The 25,111-nt window shown below is 27.0% G+C and carries 22 protein-coding genes and 5 tRNA genes; 22 read left to right on the plus strand and 5 right to left on the minus strand.

Annotated features, from left to right (window positions below; genetic code table 11):
* Positions 1-31 precede the first annotated feature (31 nt).
* Positions 32-1,435, plus strand: coding sequence for a tyrosine phenol-lyase (locus E6771_RS09720; RefSeq protein WP_316091123.1), 1,404 nt, complete (start codon positions 32-34; stop codon positions 1,433-1,435).
* A 58-nt stretch (positions 1,436-1,493) separates the two neighbouring features.
* Here the strand turns inward: E6771_RS09720 and E6771_RS09725 are convergent, their stop codons facing one another.
* Positions 1,494-2,894 carry a PLP-dependent aminotransferase family protein gene (locus E6771_RS09725; protein WP_316091124.1) on the minus strand — a complete coding sequence of 467 codons (1,401 nt, stop codon included), beginning with the start codon at positions 2,892-2,894 and terminating at the stop codon, positions 1,494-1,496.
* A gap of 229 nt (positions 2,895-3,123) precedes the next feature.
* Here E6771_RS09725 and E6771_RS09730 point away from each other — a divergent pair, with 229 nt between their 5' ends.
* The 7 genes from E6771_RS09730 (at position 3,124) to E6771_RS09760 (ending at position 5,049) form a co-directional block, all read left to right on the plus strand.
* Positions 3,124-3,612: a hypothetical protein gene (locus tag E6771_RS09730; protein ID WP_316091125.1), complete on the plus strand. Its 489-nt coding sequence runs from the start codon at positions 3,124-3,126 to the stop codon at positions 3,610-3,612.
* Between the two features lie 132 nt (positions 3,613-3,744).
* Positions 3,745-3,819, plus strand: a tRNA-Glu gene (locus E6771_RS09735).
* Between the two features lie 5 nt (positions 3,820-3,824).
* Positions 3,825-3,900: transfer RNA gene (locus tag E6771_RS09740), tRNA-Val, on the plus strand.
* Between the two features lie 16 nt (positions 3,901-3,916).
* Positions 3,917-3,993, plus strand: a tRNA-Asp gene (locus E6771_RS09745).
* 11 nt (positions 3,994-4,004) lie between these two features.
* Positions 4,005-4,080 (plus strand) — tRNA-Thr (locus E6771_RS09750).
* Between the two features lie 17 nt (positions 4,081-4,097).
* A tRNA-Leu gene (locus tag E6771_RS09755) sits at positions 4,098-4,181 on the plus strand.
* 505 nt (positions 4,182-4,686) lie between these two features.
* A complete protein-coding gene (locus E6771_RS09760) occupies positions 4,687-5,049 on the plus strand; it encodes a hypothetical protein (protein ID WP_316091126.1) in 363 nt (120 codons plus the stop codon).
* Between the two features lie 60 nt (positions 5,050-5,109).
* Here the strand turns inward: E6771_RS09760 and E6771_RS09765 are convergent, their stop codons facing one another.
* Together E6771_RS09765 and E6771_RS09770 are read right to left on the minus strand one after the other, a co-directional pair.
* On the minus strand, positions 5,110-5,703 hold the full coding sequence (locus E6771_RS09765) for a sigma-70 family RNA polymerase sigma factor (protein WP_316091127.1): 594 nt from the start codon (positions 5,701-5,703) through the stop codon (positions 5,110-5,112).
* Between the two features lie 436 nt (positions 5,704-6,139).
* Positions 6,140-6,940: a metallophosphoesterase gene (locus E6771_RS09770; protein ID WP_316091128.1), complete on the minus strand. Its 801-nt coding sequence runs from the start codon at positions 6,938-6,940 to the stop codon at positions 6,140-6,142.
* A 500-nt stretch (positions 6,941-7,440) separates the two neighbouring features.
* On the opposite strand from E6771_RS09770, the gene E6771_RS09775 reads away from it, so the two are divergent.
* The 9 genes from E6771_RS09775 to E6771_RS09815 are packed head-to-tail and all read left to right on the plus strand — an operon-like array spanning position 7,441 to position 17,742.
* The gene (locus E6771_RS09775; protein ID WP_316091129.1) at positions 7,441-9,123 is read left to right on the plus strand and encodes an aryl-sulfate sulfotransferase; all 1,683 of its coding nucleotides are present in this window, start codon (positions 7,441-7,443) and stop codon (positions 9,121-9,123) included.
* Between the two features lie 12 nt (positions 9,124-9,135).
* The gene (locus tag E6771_RS09780; protein WP_316091130.1) at positions 9,136-10,392 is read left to right on the plus strand and encodes an exopolysaccharide biosynthesis polyprenyl glycosylphosphotransferase; all 1,257 of its coding nucleotides are present in this window, start codon (positions 9,136-9,138) and stop codon (positions 10,390-10,392) included.
* 1 nt (position 10,393) lies between these two features.
* Positions 10,394-11,179, plus strand: coding sequence for a glycosyltransferase family 2 protein (locus E6771_RS09785; protein WP_316091131.1), 786 nt, complete (start codon positions 10,394-10,396; stop codon positions 11,177-11,179).
* On the plus strand, positions 11,176-12,264 hold the full coding sequence (locus tag E6771_RS09790) for a glycosyltransferase (protein WP_316091132.1): 1,089 nt from the start codon (positions 11,176-11,178) through the stop codon (positions 12,262-12,264). The genes E6771_RS09785 and E6771_RS09790 overlap by 4 nt, the downstream gene beginning before the upstream one ends.
* 1 nt (position 12,265) lies before the next feature.
* Positions 12,266-13,465, plus strand: a complete 1,200-nt coding sequence (locus E6771_RS09795; RefSeq protein WP_316091133.1) for an EpsG family protein — start codon at positions 12,266-12,268, stop codon at positions 13,463-13,465.
* A 20-nt stretch (positions 13,466-13,485) separates the two neighbouring features.
* A complete protein-coding gene (locus E6771_RS09800; protein ID WP_316091134.1) occupies positions 13,486-14,595 on the plus strand; it encodes a glycosyltransferase family 4 protein in 1,110 nt (369 codons plus the stop codon).
* Positions 14,596-14,607: 12 nt separating this feature from the next.
* Positions 14,608-15,597, plus strand: coding sequence for a glycosyltransferase (locus E6771_RS09805; protein WP_316091135.1), 990 nt, complete (start codon positions 14,608-14,610; stop codon positions 15,595-15,597).
* 16 nt (positions 15,598-15,613) lie between these two features.
* Complete coding sequence (locus tag E6771_RS09810; protein ID WP_316091136.1) at positions 15,614-16,402, plus strand: glycosyltransferase; 789 nt, start codon at positions 15,614-15,616, stop codon at positions 16,400-16,402.
* 11 nt (positions 16,403-16,413) lie between these two features.
* Positions 16,414-17,742: a lipopolysaccharide biosynthesis protein gene (locus tag E6771_RS09815; protein WP_316091137.1), complete on the plus strand. Its 1,329-nt coding sequence runs from the start codon at positions 16,414-16,416 to the stop codon at positions 17,740-17,742.
* 96 nt (positions 17,743-17,838) lie between these two features.
* Here the strand turns inward: E6771_RS09815 and E6771_RS09820 are convergent, their stop codons facing one another.
* The gene (locus E6771_RS09820) at positions 17,839-19,188 is read right to left on the minus strand and encodes a HAMP domain-containing sensor histidine kinase (protein WP_316091138.1); all 1,350 of its coding nucleotides are present in this window, start codon (positions 19,186-19,188) and stop codon (positions 17,839-17,841) included.
* Between the two features lie 2 nt (positions 19,189-19,190).
* Positions 19,191-19,877 carry a response regulator transcription factor gene (locus tag E6771_RS09825; protein WP_316091139.1) on the minus strand — a complete coding sequence of 229 codons (687 nt, stop codon included), beginning with the start codon at positions 19,875-19,877 and terminating at the stop codon, positions 19,191-19,193.
* A gap of 147 nt (positions 19,878-20,024) precedes the next feature.
* Between E6771_RS09825 and E6771_RS09830 the strand changes: the two genes are divergently transcribed.
* The 5 genes from E6771_RS09830 to E6771_RS09850 are packed head-to-tail and all read left to right on the plus strand — an operon-like array spanning position 20,025 to position 24,976.
* The gene (locus E6771_RS09830; RefSeq protein ID WP_316091140.1) at positions 20,025-20,735 is read left to right on the plus strand and encodes a glycosyltransferase family 2 protein; all 711 of its coding nucleotides are present in this window, start codon (positions 20,025-20,027) and stop codon (positions 20,733-20,735) included.
* Position 20,736: 1 nt separating this feature from the next.
* Positions 20,737-21,009, plus strand: coding sequence for a lipid-A-disaccharide synthase N-terminal domain-containing protein (locus E6771_RS09835; RefSeq protein WP_316091142.1), 273 nt, complete (start codon positions 20,737-20,739; stop codon positions 21,007-21,009).
* A gap of 1 nt (position 21,010) precedes the next feature.
* Entirely contained in the window at positions 21,011-22,672 is a 1,662-nt protein-coding gene (locus E6771_RS09840) for an ArnT family glycosyltransferase (RefSeq protein ID WP_316091143.1), read from the plus strand.
* A complete protein-coding gene (locus E6771_RS09845; RefSeq protein WP_316091144.1) occupies positions 22,599-23,654 on the plus strand; it encodes a GDP-mannose 4,6-dehydratase in 1,056 nt (351 codons plus the stop codon). The genes E6771_RS09840 and E6771_RS09845 overlap by 74 nt, the downstream gene beginning before the upstream one ends.
* A complete protein-coding gene (locus E6771_RS09850) occupies positions 23,654-24,976 on the plus strand; it encodes a UDP-glucose/GDP-mannose dehydrogenase family protein (RefSeq protein ID WP_316091145.1) in 1,323 nt (440 codons plus the stop codon). The genes E6771_RS09845 and E6771_RS09850 overlap by 1 nt, the downstream gene beginning before the upstream one ends.
* The last annotated feature ends 135 nt before the right edge of the window (positions 24,977-25,111 follow it).

Consider the following 25,111-nt stretch of genomic DNA (forward strand, 5'->3'; position numbering starts at 1 on the left):
AATATCATATATCAAATAAGGAGGAAAAATTATGGAGAAAAGAAAATTTATGCCAGAACCTTTTAAAATCAAAATGGTAGAACATATGGGAACTTTGGATAAGGAAGCTAGAAAGGTAGCAATAAAAGAAGCAGGGTATAATACTTTCTTATTAAAATCAGAAGAATGTTATATTGATCTTTTAACAGACTCAGGAACTAATGCAATGAGTGATAGACAATGGGCTGGACTTATGCTTGGAGATGAAGCATATGCTGGAAGCAGAAACTTCTATCATTTACAGGAAGTAGTGAGAGAATATTTTGGTTTTAAATATTTAGTTCCTACACATCAAGGTAGAGGAGCAGAAAATATCCTTTCATCTCTTACAATAAAACCAGGAGATTATGTACCAGGGAATATGTATTTTACAACTACAAGATTCCATCAAGAGAGAAATGGGGCTACTTTTAGAGATGTTATTATAGATGAAGCACATGATCCAACAGCTGATCTTCCGTTTAAAGGAAATATAGATCTAAAAAAATTCCAAGCATTAATAGATGAAGTTGGAGCAGATAAAATACCATATATATGTCTTGCTGTAACAGTAAATCTAGCTGGAGGGCAGCCAGTATCAATGGGAAATATAAAAGCTGTATCTGAGTTAGCACATAAAAATGGAATAATGGTAATGTTTGATGCAACAAGATGTGTTGAGAATGCTTATTTCATAAAAGAAAGAGAAGAAGGATATCAAGATAAAACTATAAAAGAAATAGTTCATGAAATGTTTTCATATGGAGATGGATGTACAATGTCTGGTAAGAAGGACTGTATTACCAATATAGGTGGATTCCTATGTATGAATGACCATGATCTATATGTAAGAGCAACAGGAATGGTAGTTCAATTTGAAGGAATGCCATCATATGGTGGACTTGCAGGAAGAGATATGGAAGCTATGGCAATAGGTATAACAGAATCAGTTCAGTATGAATATATAAGCTATAGAGTAAATCAGATCAGATATCTTGGAGAGAAATTAGAAGCAGCAGGAGTACCAATGGTAAAACCATTTGGAGGACATGCAATATTCGTAGATGCAAGAGCATTTTTAGATCACTTAACACAGGATGAATTTCCAGCACAATCATTGGCAGCAGCGCTGTATGAAACATCGGGAGTAAGAACAATGGAAAGAGGAATTATATCAGCAGGAAGAGATGTAGTGACGGGGAAAGATCATCATCCAAAATTAGAAACAATAAGACTAACAATACCAAGAAGAGTATATACATATGCACATTTGGATTTTGTAGCAGATGCAGTAATAGATTTATATAACAGAAGAAAAGATATAAGTGGGTTGAAATGGGATTATGAACCAAAAGTACTGAGATTCTTTACAGGAACATTTAAAACTATCAATTCAGAATTGATAAAAGGATATTAAGATAACCCTATATTAAGGTAAAAATAAAGAGAGAGCTATCATGCTCTCTCTTTAGTATTTAAAAATCACAATGAATTAAAATATCTTTCATAATTTTTACACCCTCTTCTAATTCTTCCAGAGAAGGAGAAATAAAACTTAATCTTATTTTGCCAGAAGAACGTTTATCATGATAAAAAATATTTCCTGGAAGAATAGAAACACCTCTTAATTTGCATTTGTGATAAAATTTTTCTTCATTTATATAATCAGCTAATTGTATCCAGACAAAAAATCCACCTTTAGATTTATTTAATATTGTTATATGTGGGACTTCAGATAATAGTTCAAGAATTCTGCGATGTTTAGCTTTAAATATTTTTTTTAAATTTTTTACATGATTATCAAGATATTTATCATCTATAAAATATTCTAATACTTTTTGATTCAAACCAGAAGTACTATGATCTAGGCTGTATTTAGTCAAAATAGCTTTCTGCATAATTGCAGGAGGCAGAATCATATATGCAAGACCAATGGCAGGCATAAGAAGTTTCGAATAAGTTTTGATATAAATAACTTTTTCATTGCCAGTCTGATCCAATACTTTTAATGGCTCAACTCTTTTGGTATAGTAAAATTCAGAAAAACAATCATCTTCAATAATATAAAAATTGTATTCATGAGCAAGTTTTAAAATTTTTTTCTTTTTTTCTTCTGACCAGCTTATACCAGTAGGATTCTGAAAGTTAGTCATTATATATACAAAGTGAATTCTTTCTTTTTTTAAAATTTTTTCAAATTCTACTAAATTCCAACCATCATTTTTTAAATCAAAAGTTTTTATATTGCACATATCTTTTAATAGATTTAGTGCATTAGGATATGTAGGGCTGGAGATAGCAACAGTTTTTAAAGATGAACCACTAAAGGTTTTTAATAGTATAACCAGAGATTGCTGAGTTCCTGATGTAATTATTATATTATCTTTGTTAACAAAGATATCTCTTTCTTCTAAATGATCTGCTAAAAGTATACGAAGGCTTTCTAAACCTTGTACATCTTGATATCCTAATAGTGATGAACCATAATTTTTCAGAGCTTTATCTATTAATTTTTGATATATTTTATCTGGAAAATAATCATTTGGAGGGCTTCCATTGGAAAAATTTATTTCTTCTGTATTAGTTTGTCCGAAATGAAAACTTTCCATTATAGGAACTAATTCTTCACGAATAGAAAGATTTGAGTGTTCTTTTATAAAGAATCCCTTTCCTTTTTCAGAAAAGATATATCCATCTCTTTCTAACATTTTAAATACTTTTAAAACTGTATTAATATTTGTATTATATTTTATTCCAATTTGTCTGATAGAATAAAATTTGGAGTTGGGAGCGTTTTTCTTTATTATTTCTGCTTTAAGAATTTCATATAACTTTATATAATAACTTATATCAACATTGTTAGTATTTTTAGCCATCTATCTCTCCCTTTAGTCAAAATATAGAATGCTGAATAAAAACCAAAAATAAACTCTCATAATAAATTATATGATTTTTTTTATAAAAAAGCAATGGAATATAATTGAAAAATAGTAATAAAGATAATAAAGATAATAAAGATAATAAAGAGAAATCTATATTTACAGTATAAAAATGATTGATTTGTGGTATAATAAAGGAAATTAAATATAAAGGAGAGAATGCTAGATGCTGTTTTATGAAGATTTTATAAAAAGTATAAATTCAAAAAGTAATATAGAAATGAAAAAAATAGAAAAGTTTTCTGTAGAAGCTAAGAAAATAGTTTCAGGAGCAGGAATAGGTATTCCATTGATATTGGCAGGATTTTTTCAAGGATATTTGGCGGTTAATGAAAATGTAAAAGTGATGCCAGGAGTATTCGCATTAGTTTTTTTATTTTTAGGAATAAAACAGCTAAGAACTACCTTTTCATATAAAGTTATAATAGATACAGAAAAAAAGATATTAATAGGAGAAAAGTTAGTATTATCATTGGCTGATATAGATAGCTGTACACTGGAAGAAAAAAAAATAGGAAAAAATCTTCAAGTAGTTTTAGATATCATAACAGTAGACAGAAAACAGATAATTATCCCTTTATATATGAAAAATAAAGAGAGATTTGTCTTGATTATGAGATTACTTTTAGATACGAAATTTTTTATAAAAAAATAAAAAAATATTTGACATAAAATACAGATTATGGTACTATAATTCTTGTCTGCGGGAATAGCTCAGTTGGTAGAGCATCTGACTCTTAATCAGGCGGTCACAGGTTCAAATCCTGTATGACGCACCATAAAAGATGCCCCGTTCGTTCAGTGGTAAGGACATCAGATTTTCACTCTGGCAACAGGGGTTCGATTCCCCTACGGGGTACCACCATAGGTCGCATAGCTCAGTTGGGAGAGCACCTGCCTTACAAGCAGGGGGTCATAGGTTCAAGTCCTATTGTGACCACCAATTTAATAAAAATAGTGGGGGTGTAGCTCAGTTGGTTAGAGCGCCTGCCTGTCACGCAGGAGGTCGCGAGTTCGACCCTCGTCACTCCCGCCATTATTATATATGCCGCTTTAGCTCATCTGGTAGAGCAACTGACTTGTAATCAGTAGGTGATTGGTTCGACTCCGATAAGCGGCACCAGTAAATTTAATAGATATGCGAGGATGGCGGAATTGGCAGACGCGCTAGACTTAGGATCTAGTGTCCCAGACGTGAGAGTTCAAGTCTCTCTCTTCGCACCAAACAGGTAATAATTTGAAATAGATTTTAATTTTAGTTTTCTAAAATTAAGTCTATTTTTTATTATAAAAACTTTTTTAAAATTATATCTTTAAAACAAAAAAGCTCTATGAAGAGCTTTTTTGTTTGTAGTAGTAATTTTTAAAATAAAAAAAGTTAAAAAATTATATGAATATAAGATAAATGTATTATAACACAAATAATTTGAAAATAAAATATTTTTTATATAAATCAAATGTTAATATTTAAAAAAGTCTAAAAAAATTAAATTTAATCTTGCTATTTATCTTTAAATATAGTATCATGTTGAGATCTACTTTAAATAATTTTTTTATAATATTTATTTTCTAGTAAGATGATTTATTCAATAATAAGTTTATTTTTTATTATAAAGGAAAAAATTATATAAATAGAATAATAAAAACAAAAGATTTTAATATTGTTGTATATGATTGCTATAATATTTTGTAATTATTTAAGTAGATTGATTAAGATATGGGGGAAGTTATGAAAAAAATAATATTGCTTTTTATATTAATGATAAATTTTTCTATTTTTGCAGAAAATCAAGAAATAATAGAAGGAGGAATAGTAAAATATGATAATCATAGCCATGTGGTAGGACTTTTTGCTAGTAAAGAGGAAGCTATTCAAATATTTGAAGCTAGAGTTGAATATTTTGCTAAAGAATATAAAATCATTATAAGCGAAGAATTTTTAGATGAAAATGGAAAAGGGAAAATAGCTATACTGTTTCATAAAGAGAATGAAGACATTCAATGTTTTGTAATGTTGGAAGGAAATAAGATTATATATGGAAATATGATTCCTTCTGGAGATTGTGCAATAATAAAAAAATATTTGAATTAAAAAAAGTCTGATTTATTAAATCGGACTTTTTTTAATTGATATGATATTTATATAATAATATTATTGTATGCAATCATATTCCTTTAAGAAAATATTAAGTTTTTTCTTAATACGCTGTATGCTGTTATCCACTGATTTTGGATCTCTTCCAGTTTTTTTAGCAATTTCAGTATAAGTCATTTCAGAAAGCATATATTCAAATATTTCATTTTCCATTTTGCTTAGATTACTTTTAAGATATTGATTTAAGAGCCTGAATCTTTCTTTGCTTAGATAAATTTCTTCTGGGTTATAAAAATTAAAAGATTTAGATTCATAAACTATATTTGAATTATCTTCAGTTTCAGGACTATACATAGCCATATTTAATATTTTATTTTTACCAGAATTAGAACTTTTAATAGCTGTAATTAATTGACGCTTTATACATAAAATAGCAAAAGTAGTAAAAGATGCATTTTTAGTTTCATCGTATGCATTTATTGCCTTTAAAAGACCTATCATTGCCTCTTGAAGAACATCTTCTTTATCTCCACCATAGAAAAAGTAATTTTTTGTTTTTAATTGAAGAATACTTTTAAAAGAGGAAAATATCTCCTGTATGGCACTTTCATTACCAGCTTTAGCATTTTTTATTGTTTGTGAATTTATCATTTTTGCCTCCCTGAAAATAAAAAGAAATTTATTTTTTAGAAATTAAGATAAATTATATTCTAAATTGTTAAAATAAAATCTATATAATATTTCTTTATAAAATTATTATAACAATAAAATGTAATGATAACAAATTAAAAATTCATATAAAAAAGTAAAAAGTACATAAAAATCTTTTTAAAATATTAATTGATGCTACTTAGAGAAGAGCAAACAAAAAATATTAAATTTTGAATTTTTTTCGTTTTTAAACAGCATGAATATATTATGAACCAAGTATATTTTAAAAAAAAATCTAAAAAGTCAAAAAAATATAAAATAACAAAAATATAAATTATATAAAATGATAAAAGACAGCTGTTATTTAATTTTGAGAAGAAAATTTAAAGAATAAAAAAACTTTTCTTCAAAGGAAACTAAAGAAAAGTTTTTAATATTAGTTATAGAATTTAATAAGACATATTTCAGAAGAGCTTCCTATTCTTATAGGGGGTCCCCAAGTTCCATATCCTGATGAAACCAAAATATTGCTGTCAGATATTTTTTTATGTCCATAATCTATTAGAAAAATTCGTTTTGTAAAAAGTCTTCCAGGAAAAAACTGCCCTTTATGTGTGTGGCCAGAAACTTGCAGATCTATTTTATTCTCTACAGTTTCTTCAATTGTGTCAGGAGTATGCTGTATCAAAATAACTGGTTTGTCAGAATGATCACCTATGATATCTTTGAGAGGTATCTTTGAAAAATTATCTCTTCCAGCTATATATATTTTATCATCAACAAGTATTTGTTCATCTCTAAGAACAATGACTCCTTTTTCTTTTAATGTTTCAGTAAGAAGGGCAGCTTTTTTTCCATAAATATCATGATTACCTAAAGCAAAATAAATTCCATACTTAGTTTTTATACTGCTTAATTCATCAAGCATATTTTTTTCTAAAACTGGTTCTAAATCCATATCTATGAGATCACCAGCTATAAGAACAATGTCAGCATTTAAAGAATTTATAATATTTTTCATTTTTATAAAAGAGGAATTTCCATTTATATATCCAAGATGAATATCAGATACTAAAACAATATTAAGAGGTTCAATGTTATAATTTTTATCTAATTTAATATCATATTTTTTTATAATAGTATGATGTTTATAAAAAGTTCCAGCCAATAAAATTATAGGAACAAGGACTAAGGATACTTTATATAGATTTATATTTAACTTATATCTAAAAATCATAGTAACTACAGAGGCTAAGATGAATAGGATTGAGGCATAGATTAAAAATGCCAGATAATAATAAATGATATAAGATACAATCTTATTTAGTGAGTAAGAAAAATGAGAACCCAAAAATCTATACAAATAAAAAAGAAGTGCTAAAGATAGAAAAAAAATGAGAAAAAAAATTTTTTTATCATTTGAAACAACATATTTTAAAGTAATTCTTATAACAAAAAAGTTTAATAAAAAGAAAAAAGTTGAAAACACCAAAAAGAAATAATTCATTATTCATCTCCAATCATTTAATGTAATTTTTTATATTATAAAGTAAAATGGTCACATATCAAAGAAAAATATAAAAAAGGATAAGTAGAATTAAAAAAGAAGTAGAAATTTGCATATAAAAATGGAGTTTTTTTCTAGTGGGAATATTTATATAAAAAATAATGTGGATTTTATATCAATTTCTTATTATAATATATGGATAAAGTTTTAATGAAAAGAGGAGATTAGAAATGTTGATAAATAGAAAGGAAAAATTAATCATAGGCTTTTCAGTTTGTATCATTGGATTAGGAATACTTCTATATATTTCTAAGGAGAAAATAATGGAGAAACTGTCAAATAGTCCAAGCCTAGTAATGACATATAAAGAGAGTCAAAGTAAAAAATTAAAAAAAGAAATAGAGAAAAAAATTAGTGATAAAAATTTTAATTCAATAATGAATAGATTATCAATGGAAAAATTAGAAATATTAAAAGAAAGTTTAAATTTCCCTGAAGTGGTAGATGCTTTAAATGCAAAAGATGGAAGTAAATATACTTCAGATAAATATTTTTCTCCAGATATAAATCAAGAAGAGGCTGTAAAAATTGCTAATATAAGCAGAGGATTTGGAGAAATAGAAGTTTTGTCAGTGGAATTTAAAAATTATTTAGAAAAAAAATACCCTAACTTTAATTATGATGAAGTAAATAAAAATGAAAATAAAATACCAGATATTTTAAAGATAAAAGATAAAATTATGAAATTATTTCCAGATAAAGAAATTTCAGATATTATAAAAACTTTAAATGGAGAGCAATTAAATAAATTAAACAACATAATATCTGGAAATGCAGAAGTGGTCTCTCTTATGGAATTTAAAGTGGAAGATATAAATAATTTTAAAAAATATGAAGAAGATTTCTTTAATTCAACTCTTATATTAGATGATATGAAAAAAGTAGTTGCCATAAGTAAGGGGATTGATGAAATGACTCTTGTATCACCTGAATTGAAAGAAATAATAGATAAGAATTTAAAAAATATAGATTATAAAAAAATGTCATCTTTTGGGGAGTTTTATCTTTTAGATAAAAATAGTGATGTAGAACTTGAAAAGCAGTATAGAGAAAAGTATTATACTTTTGATAGTCCCTTTATAAAATTAAATCCATATGGAAGAACACCACTTTCTGCAATAGTAAAAATAGAAAATGAAGCAGTAGGAAATGATGTAACAATAACTATTGAAGGAAAAGAAGGAAGTCCAGATTATACCTATAAAACAAAAGTAAGAGCAAATGGAGAAATTCCAATAATAGGACTGTATCCTAAAGCTGTTAATAAGGTATTCTTAAAAATGAATAATGGAAATATTTTTAAAAATAAAAATATTACAATAGAGACATCATTGATTGATGATAGTCTTCCAGCAGTTGTGATAGAAAAAAAAGTTGATGGAAGTATAGAACAGGGAATGAATCTTGTATCTTTTAATACAAAAGATGAATCACTTCCATTTATATTTGATTCTAATGCAAATATCAGATATCTTTTAATAGTTTCACCTGTCATTAAAAAATCACTTCTTGATAGAAATGAAAAAGGAAATTGGGAAGCAATAGATGATAACCTTATTTTTGAATTTGATATACTTGGTAAAATAATAAATATTCAAGATAATAATAGAATAAAATTAGATGAAAACTGGAAAAATGGAGTGCTGTTTAGAAATAATCAATATCTTCCAAAAAAGAATAATATTCTTATAGTTTATGGATTCAGTGATAAAGCTTACCCAAGTGGAGTTTTTTCTGAAATAGGAAAAGATAGTGGACATGAGCTTTTCAAGGCAAGACTTTATTATGATAAAAATAGTTTCGAAGACAATAGTATATTATCAGGAAAAAGAATAGAACTTTTTCAAGAATAAAGGGAGATAAAAATGGAACAAGAAAAAAGTACAACATTAAAATTGATATATATAACATTATTAGGTGTGATATTTTTATTGTGTAGATATTTCTTTATCTTTGAAATAGGGATACCTGTCTATTCTTTAGGAGTATTTACATTCATTATTTTAGGGCTGTATATTACAGACAATATGGAATTTAAAAGATATTATTACAGTAATAAAAGATTTGTAATAATACTGATATTGAATTTTTTAGCATTCTTTGTATGGTTTATTGATATATGGGATTTTTCAATCATACCATTTATGCTTATTTTTACAGCATCTCAAATATTAATAAGTACAATAATAAGTATAATAACTTTTGAAATAAAAAAGGTGACTACATATGGGAATGGAGAGATGAAGAAAAGAATAATGGAAAGTCTTTCTAAATTTTCTGAATATGAGTATATAGATGAATGCAAGAGAGAGGAATCACTTACAGAATTTATAGAAAAAAATGGAATATCTATTTTGATACTTACTAAATTGAAACTTACAAAAGAGGAGATAAAAGAAGTATTGAATTTGAAACTTTCAGGAATAGAAGTAAAAAGTTATTCAGATTATATGCTTGAAAATGAAGAAAAGATAGATGTAGAATTTATAGATGAAGAGTGGTTGCTTCAAGCTTATGGTTTTAAAATTCTCCATAGTCAAATACAGAATAGAGTAAAGAAAATATTTGATTTAGGAATGGCAGTAGCAATAGGCACAGTGACTCTTCCAATAATGGCAATAGCAGCTATTATAGTAAAACTAGAAAGTCCAGGACCAATAATTTATAGTCAGGATAGGGTTGGAGAAAATGGAAAAGAATTTAAAGTGCATAAATTTAGAAGTATGAGAAATGATGCTGAAAAAGATGGAGCTAAATGGGCACAACAAAATGATCCAAGAGTTACCAAATTTGGAAATATAATGAGAAAAACAAGAATAGATGAACTTCCTCAGCTTCTTAATGTTATAAAAGGAGAAATGAGCTTTATTGGTCCTAGACCAGAAAGAATGGTTTTTATTAAGGAACTTGAAAAGCAGATACCATACTATAATTTAAGGCATATGGTAAAACCAGGATTGACAGGATGGGCACAGGTAATGTATCCATATGGTGCAAGTGTAGAAGATGCCAGAAGAAAACTTGAGTACGATCTTTACTATATAAAGCATCATAGTCTTTATTTAGATATAGTAATTATGATTCTTACACTAAAAACAGTAATTTTTGGAAAAGGAAGATAATATGATTACAATTTTTACACCTTCATATAATAGAAAAGACACACTTTTAAGACTTTATGAAAGTCTTAAAAGACAAACTGCAAAAGAATTTCAGTGGATAGTTGTAGATGATGGGTCTAATGATGGAACAAAAGAACTTGTAACAGATTTTATTGAAGAAAAGGTTATAGATATTATATATGAATATCAGAAAAATAGTGGAAAAATGAGAGCTGTTAATCGTGGGGTACAAATAGCACAAGGAGAGTATTTTTTCATAGTTGACAGTGATGACTATATTACAGATAATTGTATAGAGATTATAATAAAAGAAGCTAAGAATCTTCCTGAAAATTTAGGTGGGATGATATTTAGAAAAATAGATATGACAAGTGGAAAAATTACAGGAAAACCATATCCTCAGTATAGAATAGATTCATCACCAGTAGAAATAGTATATAAATTGGGAATAGATGGAGATAAAGCTGAAGTGTTTAAAACTAATATTATTAAAAAGAATCCTTTTAAGGAATTTGAAGGAGAAAAATTTATTCCAGAAGCTAGTGTTTGGATTAAAATAGGTGAAGAATATAAAATGAGATATATAGATGAAGGAATATATTTTTTTGAGTATTTAGATGATGGCTATACTAAAAATTTTAATACTCTTATGAAAAAAAATCCAAGGGGATTTGAATTTTATTATAGAGAAATGTTGAAATACAATCTTCCTTTATCTAATAAAATAAAATTTATAATAAGACTTATCCAAAGTAAATATTACAGATTTACAGGAGGAAATAAATGAAAATACTTCATATAATAACCTCTTTAGAATTGGGAGGAGCAGAAAAACTTCTCACAGAATTGCTTCCAGCTCAAAAAAAATTAGGTCATAGTATTGAACTCATGATCTTGAGTGATGTAAATGCAGTATTTAAAAAAGATTTAGAGGAAAAAGGAATAAAAATATATGTATCTAAGTATAATTCTAAGAAATCACCATTAAATATTTTTGAAATAAATAAAAAAATAAAAGCAGTAAATTATGATATAGTTCATGTACATCTGGTTCATGCACAATACTGGACTAGAATGGCAAGATTATTTGACAGAAGTAAAAATAGAAGATACTTGACTACAGAGCACAGTACATCAAACAGAAGAAGAAATAATAAAATTTTAGGAATGATAGATAAGTTTATTTTTAATGGATATGAGGAAATAGTAAGTATATCATATGCTACTGAAAATAGCTTGTATGAGTGGGTAGGAGGGAAAAAAGAAAAGTATGCAGTTATTCCTAATGGTATAGATTTAAGTGTATTTGAAAATTCTACTGCAATTCCCAGAGATGAAATTGGAGCAGAAAAAGAAGATATTATTTTAATGATGGTTTCAAGATTTCATCAATCAAAAAACCAAAAAGGTGCAGCTGAAGCTTTGGAATATCTTCCTAAAAAATATAAAATGATATTTGTTGGAGATGGAATTTTAGAAGAAGATGTAAAAAACTTTGTAAAAGAAAAATACCTAGAATCAAGAGTAATATTTTTAGGAAAGAGAAAGGATATTCCTGTACTTTTGAAAACAGCAGATATAATTATTCAGTTTTCATTTTTTGAAGGTTTTGGTATGGCTGCTGTCGAAGGTATGGCTTCTGGAAAACCTGTAATAGTAAGTAATGTTTCTGGACTGGCTGATGTAGTAGGTGGAGGCGGAATTATATGTCCAAATGATCCTAAAGAATTAGCAAAAATAATATTGAACCTAGAAGATAAGAAATTATATAATCATATAGCTGAGATGTGCTTGGAAAAAAGTAAAAAGTATAGTATAGAAAATAGTGCAGAAGAATATATAAAGCTGTATAAGGAGATTTTGAAGAGATAAAATGATGGTATATTATATAATATTGGGAATCCTTGGCATAGGCAGTTTAATAGATATATTAACTTTAAATGAAAGAGTAAAAAAAGTATTATATATTCTTTCAATATTGATATTGGTTGTATTCTTTGGAACAAGGGGCTATCTTGGTTATGATTGGTACTCATATAAGCCTAATTTTGAAAAAATAGATAATATATTACAGTTGTTTTCTGGAAACTATAAAACTATATTTTCTTCAGGATATGAACTGGGATTTCAATTATATTCAAGTGTAATAAAAGCTTTTTCATCTAATTATTTAGTTTTTAATTTTGTAAATACAGTTACTGATTTTCTTTTAATATATTTTATATTTAAAAGATATTCTAAGTATCCAATATTTGCATTATTTTTATATTTTGGAATATATGGACTAGCTCTTGAAATAGATATGATGAGAAATATAAAAAGTATATTGCTGTTTTTATGCTCAATAGAATATATTGAAGATAGAAAACCATTGGTATTTGTTGCTTTAAATATACTGGGAATGATGTTTCACAGCAGTTCTTTAATATATTTTCCAATGTATTTTATATTGAATATAAAATGGAACAGAAAATTCATACTGGGGCTTTTTGCTTTAGGAAATATTTATTATATTTCAGATGTCAGATTAATAATTAATGGGATAAGAATATTTGGCAGTTATCTACCAGGAGGAATAGGACAGAAAATAACTGGATATCTTTCTATAATACCAGCAGATTTTCCATTAGGATTCTCATTTTTTTATGCTGAAAGAATAGTAATATTTTTATTAATATTTTTTGCAGGTAATTATCTGGTGAGTAAAAGATATGGAAATATATTTTTAAATAGTACATATCTATATGTATTTATGTTTTTGTATACTTCTGAACTTTCAGTTATATCATTGAGATTTGGAATACTTTTTGTTTATTCTTATTGGTTTGCAATACCTATGCTTATAGAAAAAACTACAGCTCCTGCTGTAAAAATAGGAATTGTTGCTGTAGCAGCTCTTATATGCTGTTTCAGAATAAATAATCAATTAAGTTTTATAGGAAATAAAGATATTTATACCTATGAAAATATATTTTTAAAACATAGAAGTGCTGCTGAAAAATGGCAGCTAGTAGAAGATGCAGCAAAATATAAAGATGAAGGACATGGAAAAGAAATATCACTACTATTTTGAGAGTGCTAAAGGATGGAAATATGAAGATACTTTTTGTAGCTAACTATATGTGGGACATATATATCTTTAGGGGAGGGTTATTAAAAGCATTAGTTGCTGATGGTCATGAAGTGATAGCAGCAGCTCCAGATAATGGAAGAATAGACATGGAAAAAGCTATACCTGGATTAAAATCTGTATCTATTACTCTCAATAAAAGAGGGATAAATCCTGTAGAAGACATGAAATTGACATATGATTTGTATAAACTATATAAAAAAGAAAATCCAGATATAATATTTCATTATACAATTAAGCCTAATATATATGGAACAATAGCTGCCAGAATGGCTAATAAGAAGTCGGTAGCAATATTGACTGGATTGGGATATTCCTTTGTAAAAGGAGGACTTATTTCAAAGGTAGCAATTGCTTTGTATAGATTTTCATTAAAATTTTCAAAGGAGATATGGGTTTTAAATTCAGATGATAAAGAAACTCTTATTGAAAATAAAATTGGAAATAGAGAGAAAGTATTTATACTTCCAGGAGAGGGAACAGATTGTGAAAGATTTAAGCCATTGCCTATGGAAAGAAAAGATGATAAAACTATATTTCTTATGGTAGCCAGAGCTTTTTTTGATAAAGGCTTCAGAGAATATGAAGAAGCTGCAAGAGTATTGAGAAAGAAATATGAAGATAGAGTTGAATTTCAATTTTTAGGAGCATTAGGAGGAGAAGCTGTATCTGGAATCACTGAAGAATATATGAACAAACTTCAGGAAGAAAAAGTTATAAATTATCTTGGAACAGTTGATTATCCTGAAAATGTAATAAAAGAAATAGATTGTCTGGTTCTTCCATCATATAGAGAAGGTATATCAAAAGTTTTGATGGAAGGGGCAGCTATGGAAAAACCAATAATAGCTACAAATGTAACAGGGTGTAAAGAGATAGTTGATGATGGAGAAAATGGTTATTTAGTAAATGTAAAAGACAGCAGTGATCTTGCTGAAAAAATGGAAAAATTCCTTCAATTACCCAAAGAAGAGAGAGAAAGAATGGGGAAAAAAGGCAGAGAAAAAATATTAAAAGAATTTGATGAAAAAATAATAATAGATATTTATAGAAATAAAATTTCAAAGCTATAAAAGGAGAAAAGGATGGAGCTGAGTATAATTGTTCCAATATATAATGTAGAAGATTATTTGGAAGAATGTCTGAAAAGCCTGTACAATATAAAAAATATAAAACTGGAAATAATATTAGTAAATGATGGATCAAAAGATAACAGTTTTAAAATTATGGAAAAATTTAAGGAGATGTATACTGAAAAAACTGTGTTGATAGATAAGAAGAATGGCGGACTTTCATCTGCAAGAAATGCAGGAATGAAAGCAGCTGCTGGAGAATATATATCATTTATAGACAGTGATGATTTTATAGACAGTGATGAATTTGAAAAATTTTTTAAAGAAGGGCAGAAAGATAAACTGGATGTTATGGTAGGAAACATGAGATACTATACTCCTGAAAAAACAGGAGATTCTCTATTCAGATCAGATATAGTAAAAAATAGTGGAGTAATAAATGGAATTGATTTTTTCTGGAACCTTTTTCAAAAGCCTAAATGCTTCAGAGAAGAGGTTGTAGATGATATATACAAAAGAGAGTTTTTGTTAAAAAATAATATCTGGTTTAATGAAAATATAGTTCATGAAGACAGTGAATTTACTCCTTTGGTGTATTTGAAAGCTGAAAAAGTGAGATATATCGATAGAGCTTTTTATTTTTATAGACAGAGAACTGGTAGTATAATGAATAAAGTTTCAGAAAAAAGCATAATTTCTTTGGAAAGTATATGTGAAAAATTTTTTGCTGAATATAAAAAACTGGATTCTGTAAAGGGAAAGGAAGTGCTGGCTGCACTTATTCTAAGTTTTTACTCTGTAGTTGTATATAAGAGATACAATGGAGCAGGGGATTGGAAAAGAGCTCATAAAAGATATAAAGAACTTTACAGAGAATTAAAAAATAATAAAAAATTTGAATTTGAAGAATTCCTTTTATCTTTTTCAGTTTTTATACCTAATATGCTTAGAAAACTTTTAGGAAAGCAAATAACAAATGTTCAGAAGATACCAAAATTTTAAGAAAAAGGGAGAATATATGATACCTAAAAAACTGCATTATATATGGCTGGGGAATAATTCAAAGCCAAATTTGATGGATATATGTATCAATTCTTGGAGGGAAAAACTTCCAGATTATGAAATCATAGAATGGAATGAAAGTAATTTAGATTTTCAAAATGAAATAGATGAAAATCCTTTTTTAAAGGAATGTCTAGAAAGAAAACTTTGGGCTTTTTTATCTGATTATTTTAGAATGAAAGTTTTATATGAAAATGGAGGTATTTATTTAGATACTGATATGCAGATTATAAAAAGTTTAGATGACTTTTTAAAAGATGACTTTTTCATTGGATTAGAAAGTGAAGATGTGATAAGTGCAGGAATAATAGGAGCAGTACCAAATAATGAGGTAGTAAAAGATATAATGGATTTTTACAAGCAAGATATATGGAATGAACCTATTTATACAATTCCATCTATAATAACAAGAGTACTAAAGAAAAAATATTCTTTTGAATTAAAAAATGAAATAATAAATATTGAAGAGGCAGCTATAAAGATATACCCATCTAATTATTTTTATCCTTATCATTTTACAGAAGAGTTTCAATATTCTAAAATAACTGAAAAAACTTATGGAATACATTGGTGGGGAAAAAGCTGGGGTAAAAAGAAAGATTTAAAAAAATTATATTTTCTTGAATTTAAACATTTCAGAGGAATAAAAAAAGTATTAGTAAATATTCTTATCTACACAGGAATGCTAAAGTTTGTTAAGGAATGGAAAATACTGAAAATAGCTAATAAAAAGATTAATTTTTAAAGGAATGAAAAATGAATAGATTAAAAAATTTACTGCAAGATAAACTAGTAAGAAATTTTCTCAATATATTCAGTGGTGATGCTATTGGATCAGTACTTTCAATTGTTTCTATATCTTTTGTGACAAAAGGTATAGGAATGGAGAAATATGGTTTTATAGTTCTGATACAAGGGATAACTTCGTTGGTAGATGGAATATTTAATTTTCAATCATGGCAGGGATTTATAAAATTTTTTCCAGCAGCAAAAGATGATGATAGTGAAGTAAAAAAACTTATAAAATTTAGTTATATTCTGGATATAGTAACTGCACTAATAGCTTTTATCATATTAAATTCAGCAGGAATGCTGATAAAGAAAATTTATAACTTTACTCCTCAGGAAATGTTTTTATTAGTAATATTTTCTATTTATATAATTTTTAATATACAAGGAACACCTATTGGTATATTAAGAAGCTTTGATAGATTTGATATGCTGAGAAATCAAAGAGTGATAACTTCAATATATAATTTTATTATGTTAGGAGTTGGATTTTATCTAAAATTGGATTTAGGATATTTTGTTTTTGTATATCTTTCATCAAATATATTAAATGGATTATTAATAAATATTTTTGCAATAATAGTTTTAAAAAAAAGAAAGTTGCTTGGATTTATTTTTCAAAAGTCTAGTTTTAATAAAGAATTTTTTAAATTTACTTGTTTAACTAATATAAATTCAAGTTTAGACATACCTGTACAATATTTTGATAATCTTTTGATAGGAAAGATGTTATCATTGGAGCAACTGGGAATATATAAAATTTGTAAAACAGTGGCTATTGTCCTTGATAAAGTAGGAACTCCTATTTATCAAACATTGTATCCATATTTTTGTGAAACAATTGCAAAAAAAGATATTAAAGAGGTATTTAGAAAATTTTTGAAAGTCTCTGTTCTTCTTTTAGGAGTATGTACTGTAATGATAGTAGGACTGAATATAGTAGGTTTTTATCTTTTTTCTAAATTTTTCAGTGAACTTGTATTAAATTATAAATTTGAGATAAATTTATATATTATAATGAAATCTTTGGGAACTGTGTTTATAGCAGTACACCCTCTTTTCCTTTCATTAGGTTATATAAAAGTAGAAACAAGAATAATCTTTATAGCTAATCTGATATATATGGGAGTTTTATTCCCTATGATAAAAAATTATGGATTGAGTGGAGTAATTGCAGCTTATGGGATACAGGTTATATTGATTGTTGGAATGAAAATGTGGTATATTCTTTCTAGAAGAGAGAAAATATCTTTTGAAAATCAAGATCAAGACAACAAAAGTGACTACTATAATTAAAAATATAAAAAAGAAGATTGACTAAAAAGTTAAGATAAATTCTAGAAATTTAAAAATTTTCTAAAATTATACTTTTCTTATAAGTCAATCTCTTTTTTATTTTAGTGAAAAAGGTAAGGTGACATGTACAGTAGTTCCTTTATTTAGCTTACTTTTTATTTCAAGGTCACCCTTCAACACTTCTATTATATTTTTAACAATTGATAATCCTAATCCATGACTTCCCATATTTCTGCTTCTTGCTTTATCAACTCTGAAGAATCTGTCAAAGATATGCTCCACATCTTCTTTGCTTATTCCCATTCCGTGATCTTCAATAGTTATTGTAACATTATTGCTTTGGGATACAAGTATATCAATGGGATAATTCAATCCATATTTTACAGCATTTTCCATTAAATTAAGAAAAAGCTGTTTTATAAGGTAAGGATCAGAATATATTATTACATTATTTGGAATAAAATTTATTTCCTGTTTTGGATATACTAATTTGAGATGTCCTATTATTTCTTTAAGAACATCAGATATAAATATCTTTTGAAAATCAAGATTGTCCTTATTATCTTTAGCTAGAAATAGAAGCTTAGTAACTAATATACTCATATTTTTAGTCTCATCTTCAATAGAATCTAAAGACTCCATTAATATATTTTTGTCAGATGCACCCCATCTTTTTATTAAATCTACATATCCTCCAATTATAAAGATAGGGGTTTTGAGCTCATGAGAAGCACTATTTACAAAATCTATTTGAGCATCAGTTTGTTTTTTTAATCTGTTGAGCATATTTTTATATGAATGTATAATGGAAATAAATTCAATAAAATTATTTTCTGTTTTTACATCAGTATCTAAGGAATCAAGATTAATTTTATTTGTTATCTCCTGAATATTTCTTAAAGGAGGAATAAATTTGTTATAGAATTTTTTTGATATGTATATACCAATAATCAAAGTGAAAATAATCCATACACCCGCTATTCCTATAGACCTAAAAAATATAAGTTTATCTCCTTTGAGATCTTTTATTATTTTTAGATCAATAGGGTCAATTCCATTAATATAAATTGTTCTATGAAGAGATTGGTAATCATAGAAACCTATATTTTGTATTTTATCTTGATCTTTTAATTGTAATTCTTTTGGATATATTTCACTATTGGAGTATATTTTTCCCTGATAAGTGAATATAACAAAAACATTATCTATTTTAGGACATTCTTCCAGAGCTCCTTTAAATAATTCATCAATAGGAATATTTTTTTCTAATTTTTCAGTAAATTCATTTAATTCATAGTCTATGAATATATTTGTTGTTGTTATATCTGCACTTGAAACTTTTATCATGTATGAAGCAAATATGTACAGAAGACCAAGACATGAAAATGAGAATATAAATACAAGAATATAATGACTTTTTTGGAGTTCATCTGATAATTTTTTCATCCTTAACCTCTCTTTTTATCCTCTTTTTTTAATACATATCCAAAGCCTCTTACTGTATGAATAAACTTATTTTCATCATAATCAATTTTTTTTCTTAAAGCATTGATATAGACATCAACTATTTTTTCCTCGCCCATATAGTCATATCCCCATACTTCATTAAGTATTTTTTCACGTGATACAACTAATTCTTTATTTAATAAAAGATAATGAAAAAGATTATACTCAGTTTTAGTGAGAGAAATTTCTTTTTCACTTTTGTATAGAGCATTAGTTTTAAGGTCTAATTTCAATATATCATAATATATGTAATCTGTATTGATAAAATTAGATTTATTTCTTAAAGCAACTCTTATTCTTGCAAATAATTCTTCAATTTCAAAGGGTTTAGTAAGGTAATCATCAGCTCCCATATCTAAAAGTTCTACTTTATTTAATGTTTGATCTTTAGCTGTGAGAATGATGATAGGAATATCAGAAGTTTTTCGTATTATTCTGCATACTTCTTCCCCAGAAAATTTTGGCATCATAAGATCAAGAAGAATAATATCATAGAAATTATTTTTAAATTTTTCTATTCCTTCTTCTCCATCTTGAGCTGTATCAACTGAGTATTTTTCATGTTCCAATTCCAGCTGCAGATATCTTCTTATTTTCTTTTCATCCTCTATTATCAAGATATTTTTCATTTATTATACACCTCATATAAGATTATTAAATATATTTTAACATTAAAAAGTTAATATTTAGTAAAAAAAAATAATATTTATTTTTACCATATTTTTACTTTTTAATTTTATTATAAGTATGAAAAAGAAAATAAGGAGGAATTAAAAATGGAAAGAATTTCAGTTATTGCCCCTGTTTATAATGAAAAAGAAAATATTAAAAGATTTATAGAAAAAGTAGAAAAAGCATTGAAAAAAAGATTTAATTCTTATGAAATTATTTTAATAGATGATGGAAGTACAGATGGGAGTAAAGAAATATTAGATAAGGAAGCAAAAAGAAATGGTCATGTGAAAGTACATCATTTTACAAAAAATAATGGACAGACGGCAGCTTTAGCAGCAGGCTTTAAGGTGTGTACTGGAGAACTTGTAGTAACTATGGATTCAGATCTTCAGACCAATCCAGAGGATATATACATACTTCTTGCATATATCAATGATTATGACATGGTAAATGGCAGAAGAGCTACAAGAGAAGATGGAATAAAGAAAAAAATATCATCTTTTGTAGGAAATAGAATAAGAAATTTAATTACAGGAGATGATATACAGGATACAGGATGCCCACTTAAATTATTTAAAAAAGAAGTGGTAGATACTTTTTACCTTTATGAAGGAATGCACAGATTTTTACCGACTCTCTCTAAAATAAATGGTTTTAAAGTAATAGAAGTACCAGTAAGGCATTATGACAGAGAGTATGGACAGTCTAAGTATGGAGTTTTTAACAGATTGCTTAAAGGGTTAAAAGATGCTTTTGCAGTTAGATGGATGAAAAAAAGAAAACTTTCATATGTATTAGAAAGAGGAGAATAGAATGGAAAAACTTTTAAACTGGGATTTTTTTGTAGTAATAGGAATGATAGGGCAGATTTTTTTTTCAATGAGGTTTATTGTTCAATGGATAGCAAGTGAGAAGATAGGAAAAAGTGTTATTCCATTTTCATTCTGGATATTTAGCCTAGGAGGGAGTGCACTTCTTCTGAGCTATGCCTTATATAGAAAAGATCCGGTTTTTATCCTTGGTCAAGTACCTAATCTGTTTATTTATTCCAGAAACATATATTTAATAAAGAAAAAAGGGAGTTAATATGTCTAGTGAAGATAAGAAATATTCATTAATAATCTTGGTTTTATCAATTATATCATTCTTTTCTAACTTATGGGTAAAAGATGCAGACTTGATGGAGGCAAGAAACTTTATAACAGCTAGAGAAATGGTAGAAAGTGAAAATTGGCTGATACCAACATTAAATGGAAATTTAAGATTTGAAAAGCCACCTCTACCAACATGGATAACAGCTGGGATGATGAAATTATTTCATAATACAACAGATGAATTTTTATTGAGAATACCTGTAGCTATTATATCTGTTATGCTGATTTTTCTTATTTATTATTTAGTAAAAATATTAACTGAAAAAAGTTTGTATAGTTTTATAGCTGCATTTATTTCTCTTACAACTTTTATGCTGATAAAAACAGGAAATGAAAATAGCTGGGATATGTATAGTTATGCTTTTGCTTTTGGAGCAGTAGCTTTTTTCACTGCTGGAATAAAAAAAGAAAAAATGAACAGCTTTATTATAAGTGGAATATTTTTAGCTTGTTCCATATTGAGCAAAGGACCAGTAGCTTTATATGGTTTGACAGTTCCTTTTATAATTTCATATGGATATGTCTATGGAATAGAAAAATATAAAAAGAATTGGAGAGGTATTTTGATAATGCTTGGAACAACAGTTCTTTTATCAGGAATATGGCCAGTTTTAGTGCTATTAAATTATAAAGAGATTTTTTTAAATGTAATGGAAAAAGAGAAAGATACTTGGACTTCAAAACATACACAGGGAATATTTTTTTATCTGGATTATTTTATATATATGGGAATATGGATATTTTTCTCAGCATTTGGAATGATAAAAAAATGGAGTAAGGAAAGGACAGAGGATAAAAAGTTTTTTGATTTTATTTTTTTATGGAATTTGTTAGTGCTGGTACTGTTATCTTTAATAAAAATGAAAAAGAAAAGATATGGAATTCCCATCTATATAACTTCAAGTTTGATGGTTAGTTCTACATGCAGTTATTATTATCAAAAAAGTTGGAATGAATTAAAAAAATCTGATAGATTACTTTTTCAGATTCAAAGTATTTTTATCTGGATAGTGTCTTTGGGAATACCAATTTTTCTTTTGATAGGGAGATATATAAAGAAAGATATTTCTTTGAGCTATATTTTGATTGTTTTAACTATAATGATTCCTTTTTACTTTTGGATGTATATAGCAAAGAACCATAAGGCAAGAGTAAAAAATATTATATTAGGAAGTGGTATATTGATGCTCATAGCTAATAATACTACAAACTGGTTTATAGAAAGAGAAATTAGGGAAAAAAATGATAAAAATATTCCAAAAATAAGTATGGCAAAGAAAAGCCCAATTCAATGGGAAGTGTATTCTGAAGACTTTGAAATAGAAGATGTGTGGAATATTGGGAAGCAAATAAAGAAATTTGATGAAAAAATGTTATTGAAAGATGAACTTGTTATTTTGGAAAATGACGAATTAGATATGGAAAAATTTAAAGATTATTTTATAGCAGATAAAAAAATATTTACTCGAGGAAATAATGATATAGTAAAATTATTTTATCTGGAAAAATTGGAGGATGTAAATGAAGATTTTGATAACAGGAGCAGCAGGATTCATAGGTTCGCATTTAACAGAGGAACTGTTGAAAACAAATAACAAAATAATAGCTGTAGATAATTTTGATGAATATTATTCTTTAGATATAAAATGCAGAAATGTATTGGAATCTGTTGATAAAGAGGAAAACTTAGATTTCATAGTTGGTTTAAAAGAGAGAGAAGAAAAGATAAAACAGCTTATATTGAATACTTCAAGTGAAAACTATAAACTTTATTATTGTGATATCAGAGATAAGAATGAACTGGAAAAGATATTTGAAAAAGAAAAACCTGAATTTATAGTTAACTTAGCAGGTTTGGCAGGAGTAAGACCTTCTTTAGAAAAACCTTTAGAATATGAGGAAGTTAATGTTAGGGGAACTATGAATATTCTGGAAATATGTAAAAAATTAGGAATAAAAAAGTTCATACAGGCTTCATCATCATCTGTATATGGAAATAATAAAAAATCTCCTTTCAAAGAAACAGATATTGTAGATTTTGCTATTTCTCCATATGCAGCAACTAAAAAGAGCTGTGAAGTAATAGGACATGTGTATCATAAATTATATAACATAGATATGTTTCAATTAAGATTTTTTACTGTGTATGGAGAAAGACAAAGGCCAGATCTGGCAATTTATAAGTTCACAAAAATGATACTTGAAGGTGAAAAAATTCCTTTTTATGGAGATGGAAATACATTTAGAGATTATACATATATAAAAGACATTATACAGGGAATACAAAAATCTATTGATTATTTAAAGAGTAATTCTAATGTTTATGAAATAGTAAACTTAGGAGAATCTCATGTGGTATCTTTAAAAGAAATGGTAGAGGTAATAGAAAGTACACTGGGAATAAAAGCAAAAATAGATAAACTTCCTATACAGATGGGAGATGTTGAAAAAACATATGCAGATATAAATAAGGCAAAAATATTAATAGGATATAATCCATCAACAGAATTTAAAAATGGAATTACAAAATTTATTGATTGGTTTAAAAATTTTAATAAAGATCAAAGGAGAATATAATGAATATTTCAGTTATAGGAACAGGTTATGTTGGATTGGTTCAAGGTGTGATAATGGCAGAATTTGGTGCTAAAGTAATATGTATGGATATAGATGAACATAAAATAAAAACATTAAAAGAAGGAAAAGTACCTATATATGAACATGGGCTTCAGGAACTTTTAATGAAAAATATAAAAGGGAAAAGAATTGAATTTACAACAGATATGAAGTATGCTGTAGAAAATTCAGAAGTCATATTTATAGCTGTGGGAACACCTCCTGCTTTGGATGGTTCAGCTGATCTGCACTATGTACTGGATGTAGCAGCTAATGTTGGAAAATATATAGATAAATATAAAGTTATTGTAAATAAATCAACAGTTCCAGTAGGAACTGGAAAAAAAGTAAGGGAGAATATTCAAAGGGAACTGGAAAAAAGAGGAGAAAATATAGAGTTTGATATAGTTTCAAATCCTGAATTTTTAAGAGAAGGAAAAGCTGTAGGAGATTGTTTAAGACCAGATAGAATAGTAATAGGTTATGAGACAGATAAAGCAAAAGAAATAATGAAAAAGGTATATGATGTACTTTTTATAAATGAAACTCCTTTTATGTTTACCAATATAGAAACTGCTGAAATGATAAAATATGCATCTAATGCTTTTCTTGCTGTAAAAATTTCCTTTATCAATGAAATATCTCTTTTGTCAGAAAAAGTAGGTTCTAATTCTCAGGAAATAGCAAGAGCAATGGGAATGGATGGAAGAATATCACCAAAATTTTTGCACTGTGGACCTGGATATGGAGGTTCATGTTTTCCAAAAGATACAAAAGCTATTGTGGACATAGCTAATAAATATGGAGAGGAGATGTTTGTGATAAAAGCTGCTATTGAAGCAAATGAAAAACAAAAAAGAAAGATGGTAGATAAAATAATCAGTAAAATGAATGGAGTAAAAGGGAAAATAATAGGAATATTAGGGCTTTCTTTTAAGCCTGATACAGATGATATGAGAGAAGCTCCAAGTATAGATATAATAAGAGGACTTGTAAAAAATGGAGCAAAAATACATGCTTATTGTCCAGAGGGAATAAAGGAAGCAAGATGGAGATTAGCAGATATAGAAAAAAACATAATATATTGTGCAGATGAATATTCAGTAGCTAATGATGTAGATGGTATTGTTTTGCTGACTGAGTGGAATCAATTTAGAGGAATGAATATGGACAATATTAAAGATAGGATGAAAGATAACTACTATTTTGATATGAGAAATGTTTATACAAAAGATAGAAAAGTAAGAGAGATTTTTAAATATTATCCTATAGGACAAAATTAATTAAAAAGGCTGACAAGAAGAAAAACTTCAAGTCAGCTTTTTTATTTCTTAGGAAATTATAATTTGATAAATTTGTTGAAAAAATAAAAAATATTAATTATTTTAGCTTCATATTAGATATATTTAATCGAATAA

This window comes from Fusobacterium sp. (genome assembly GCF_032477075.1).
Taxonomy (GTDB): domain Bacteria; phylum Fusobacteriota; class Fusobacteriia; order Fusobacteriales; family Fusobacteriaceae; genus Fusobacterium_A.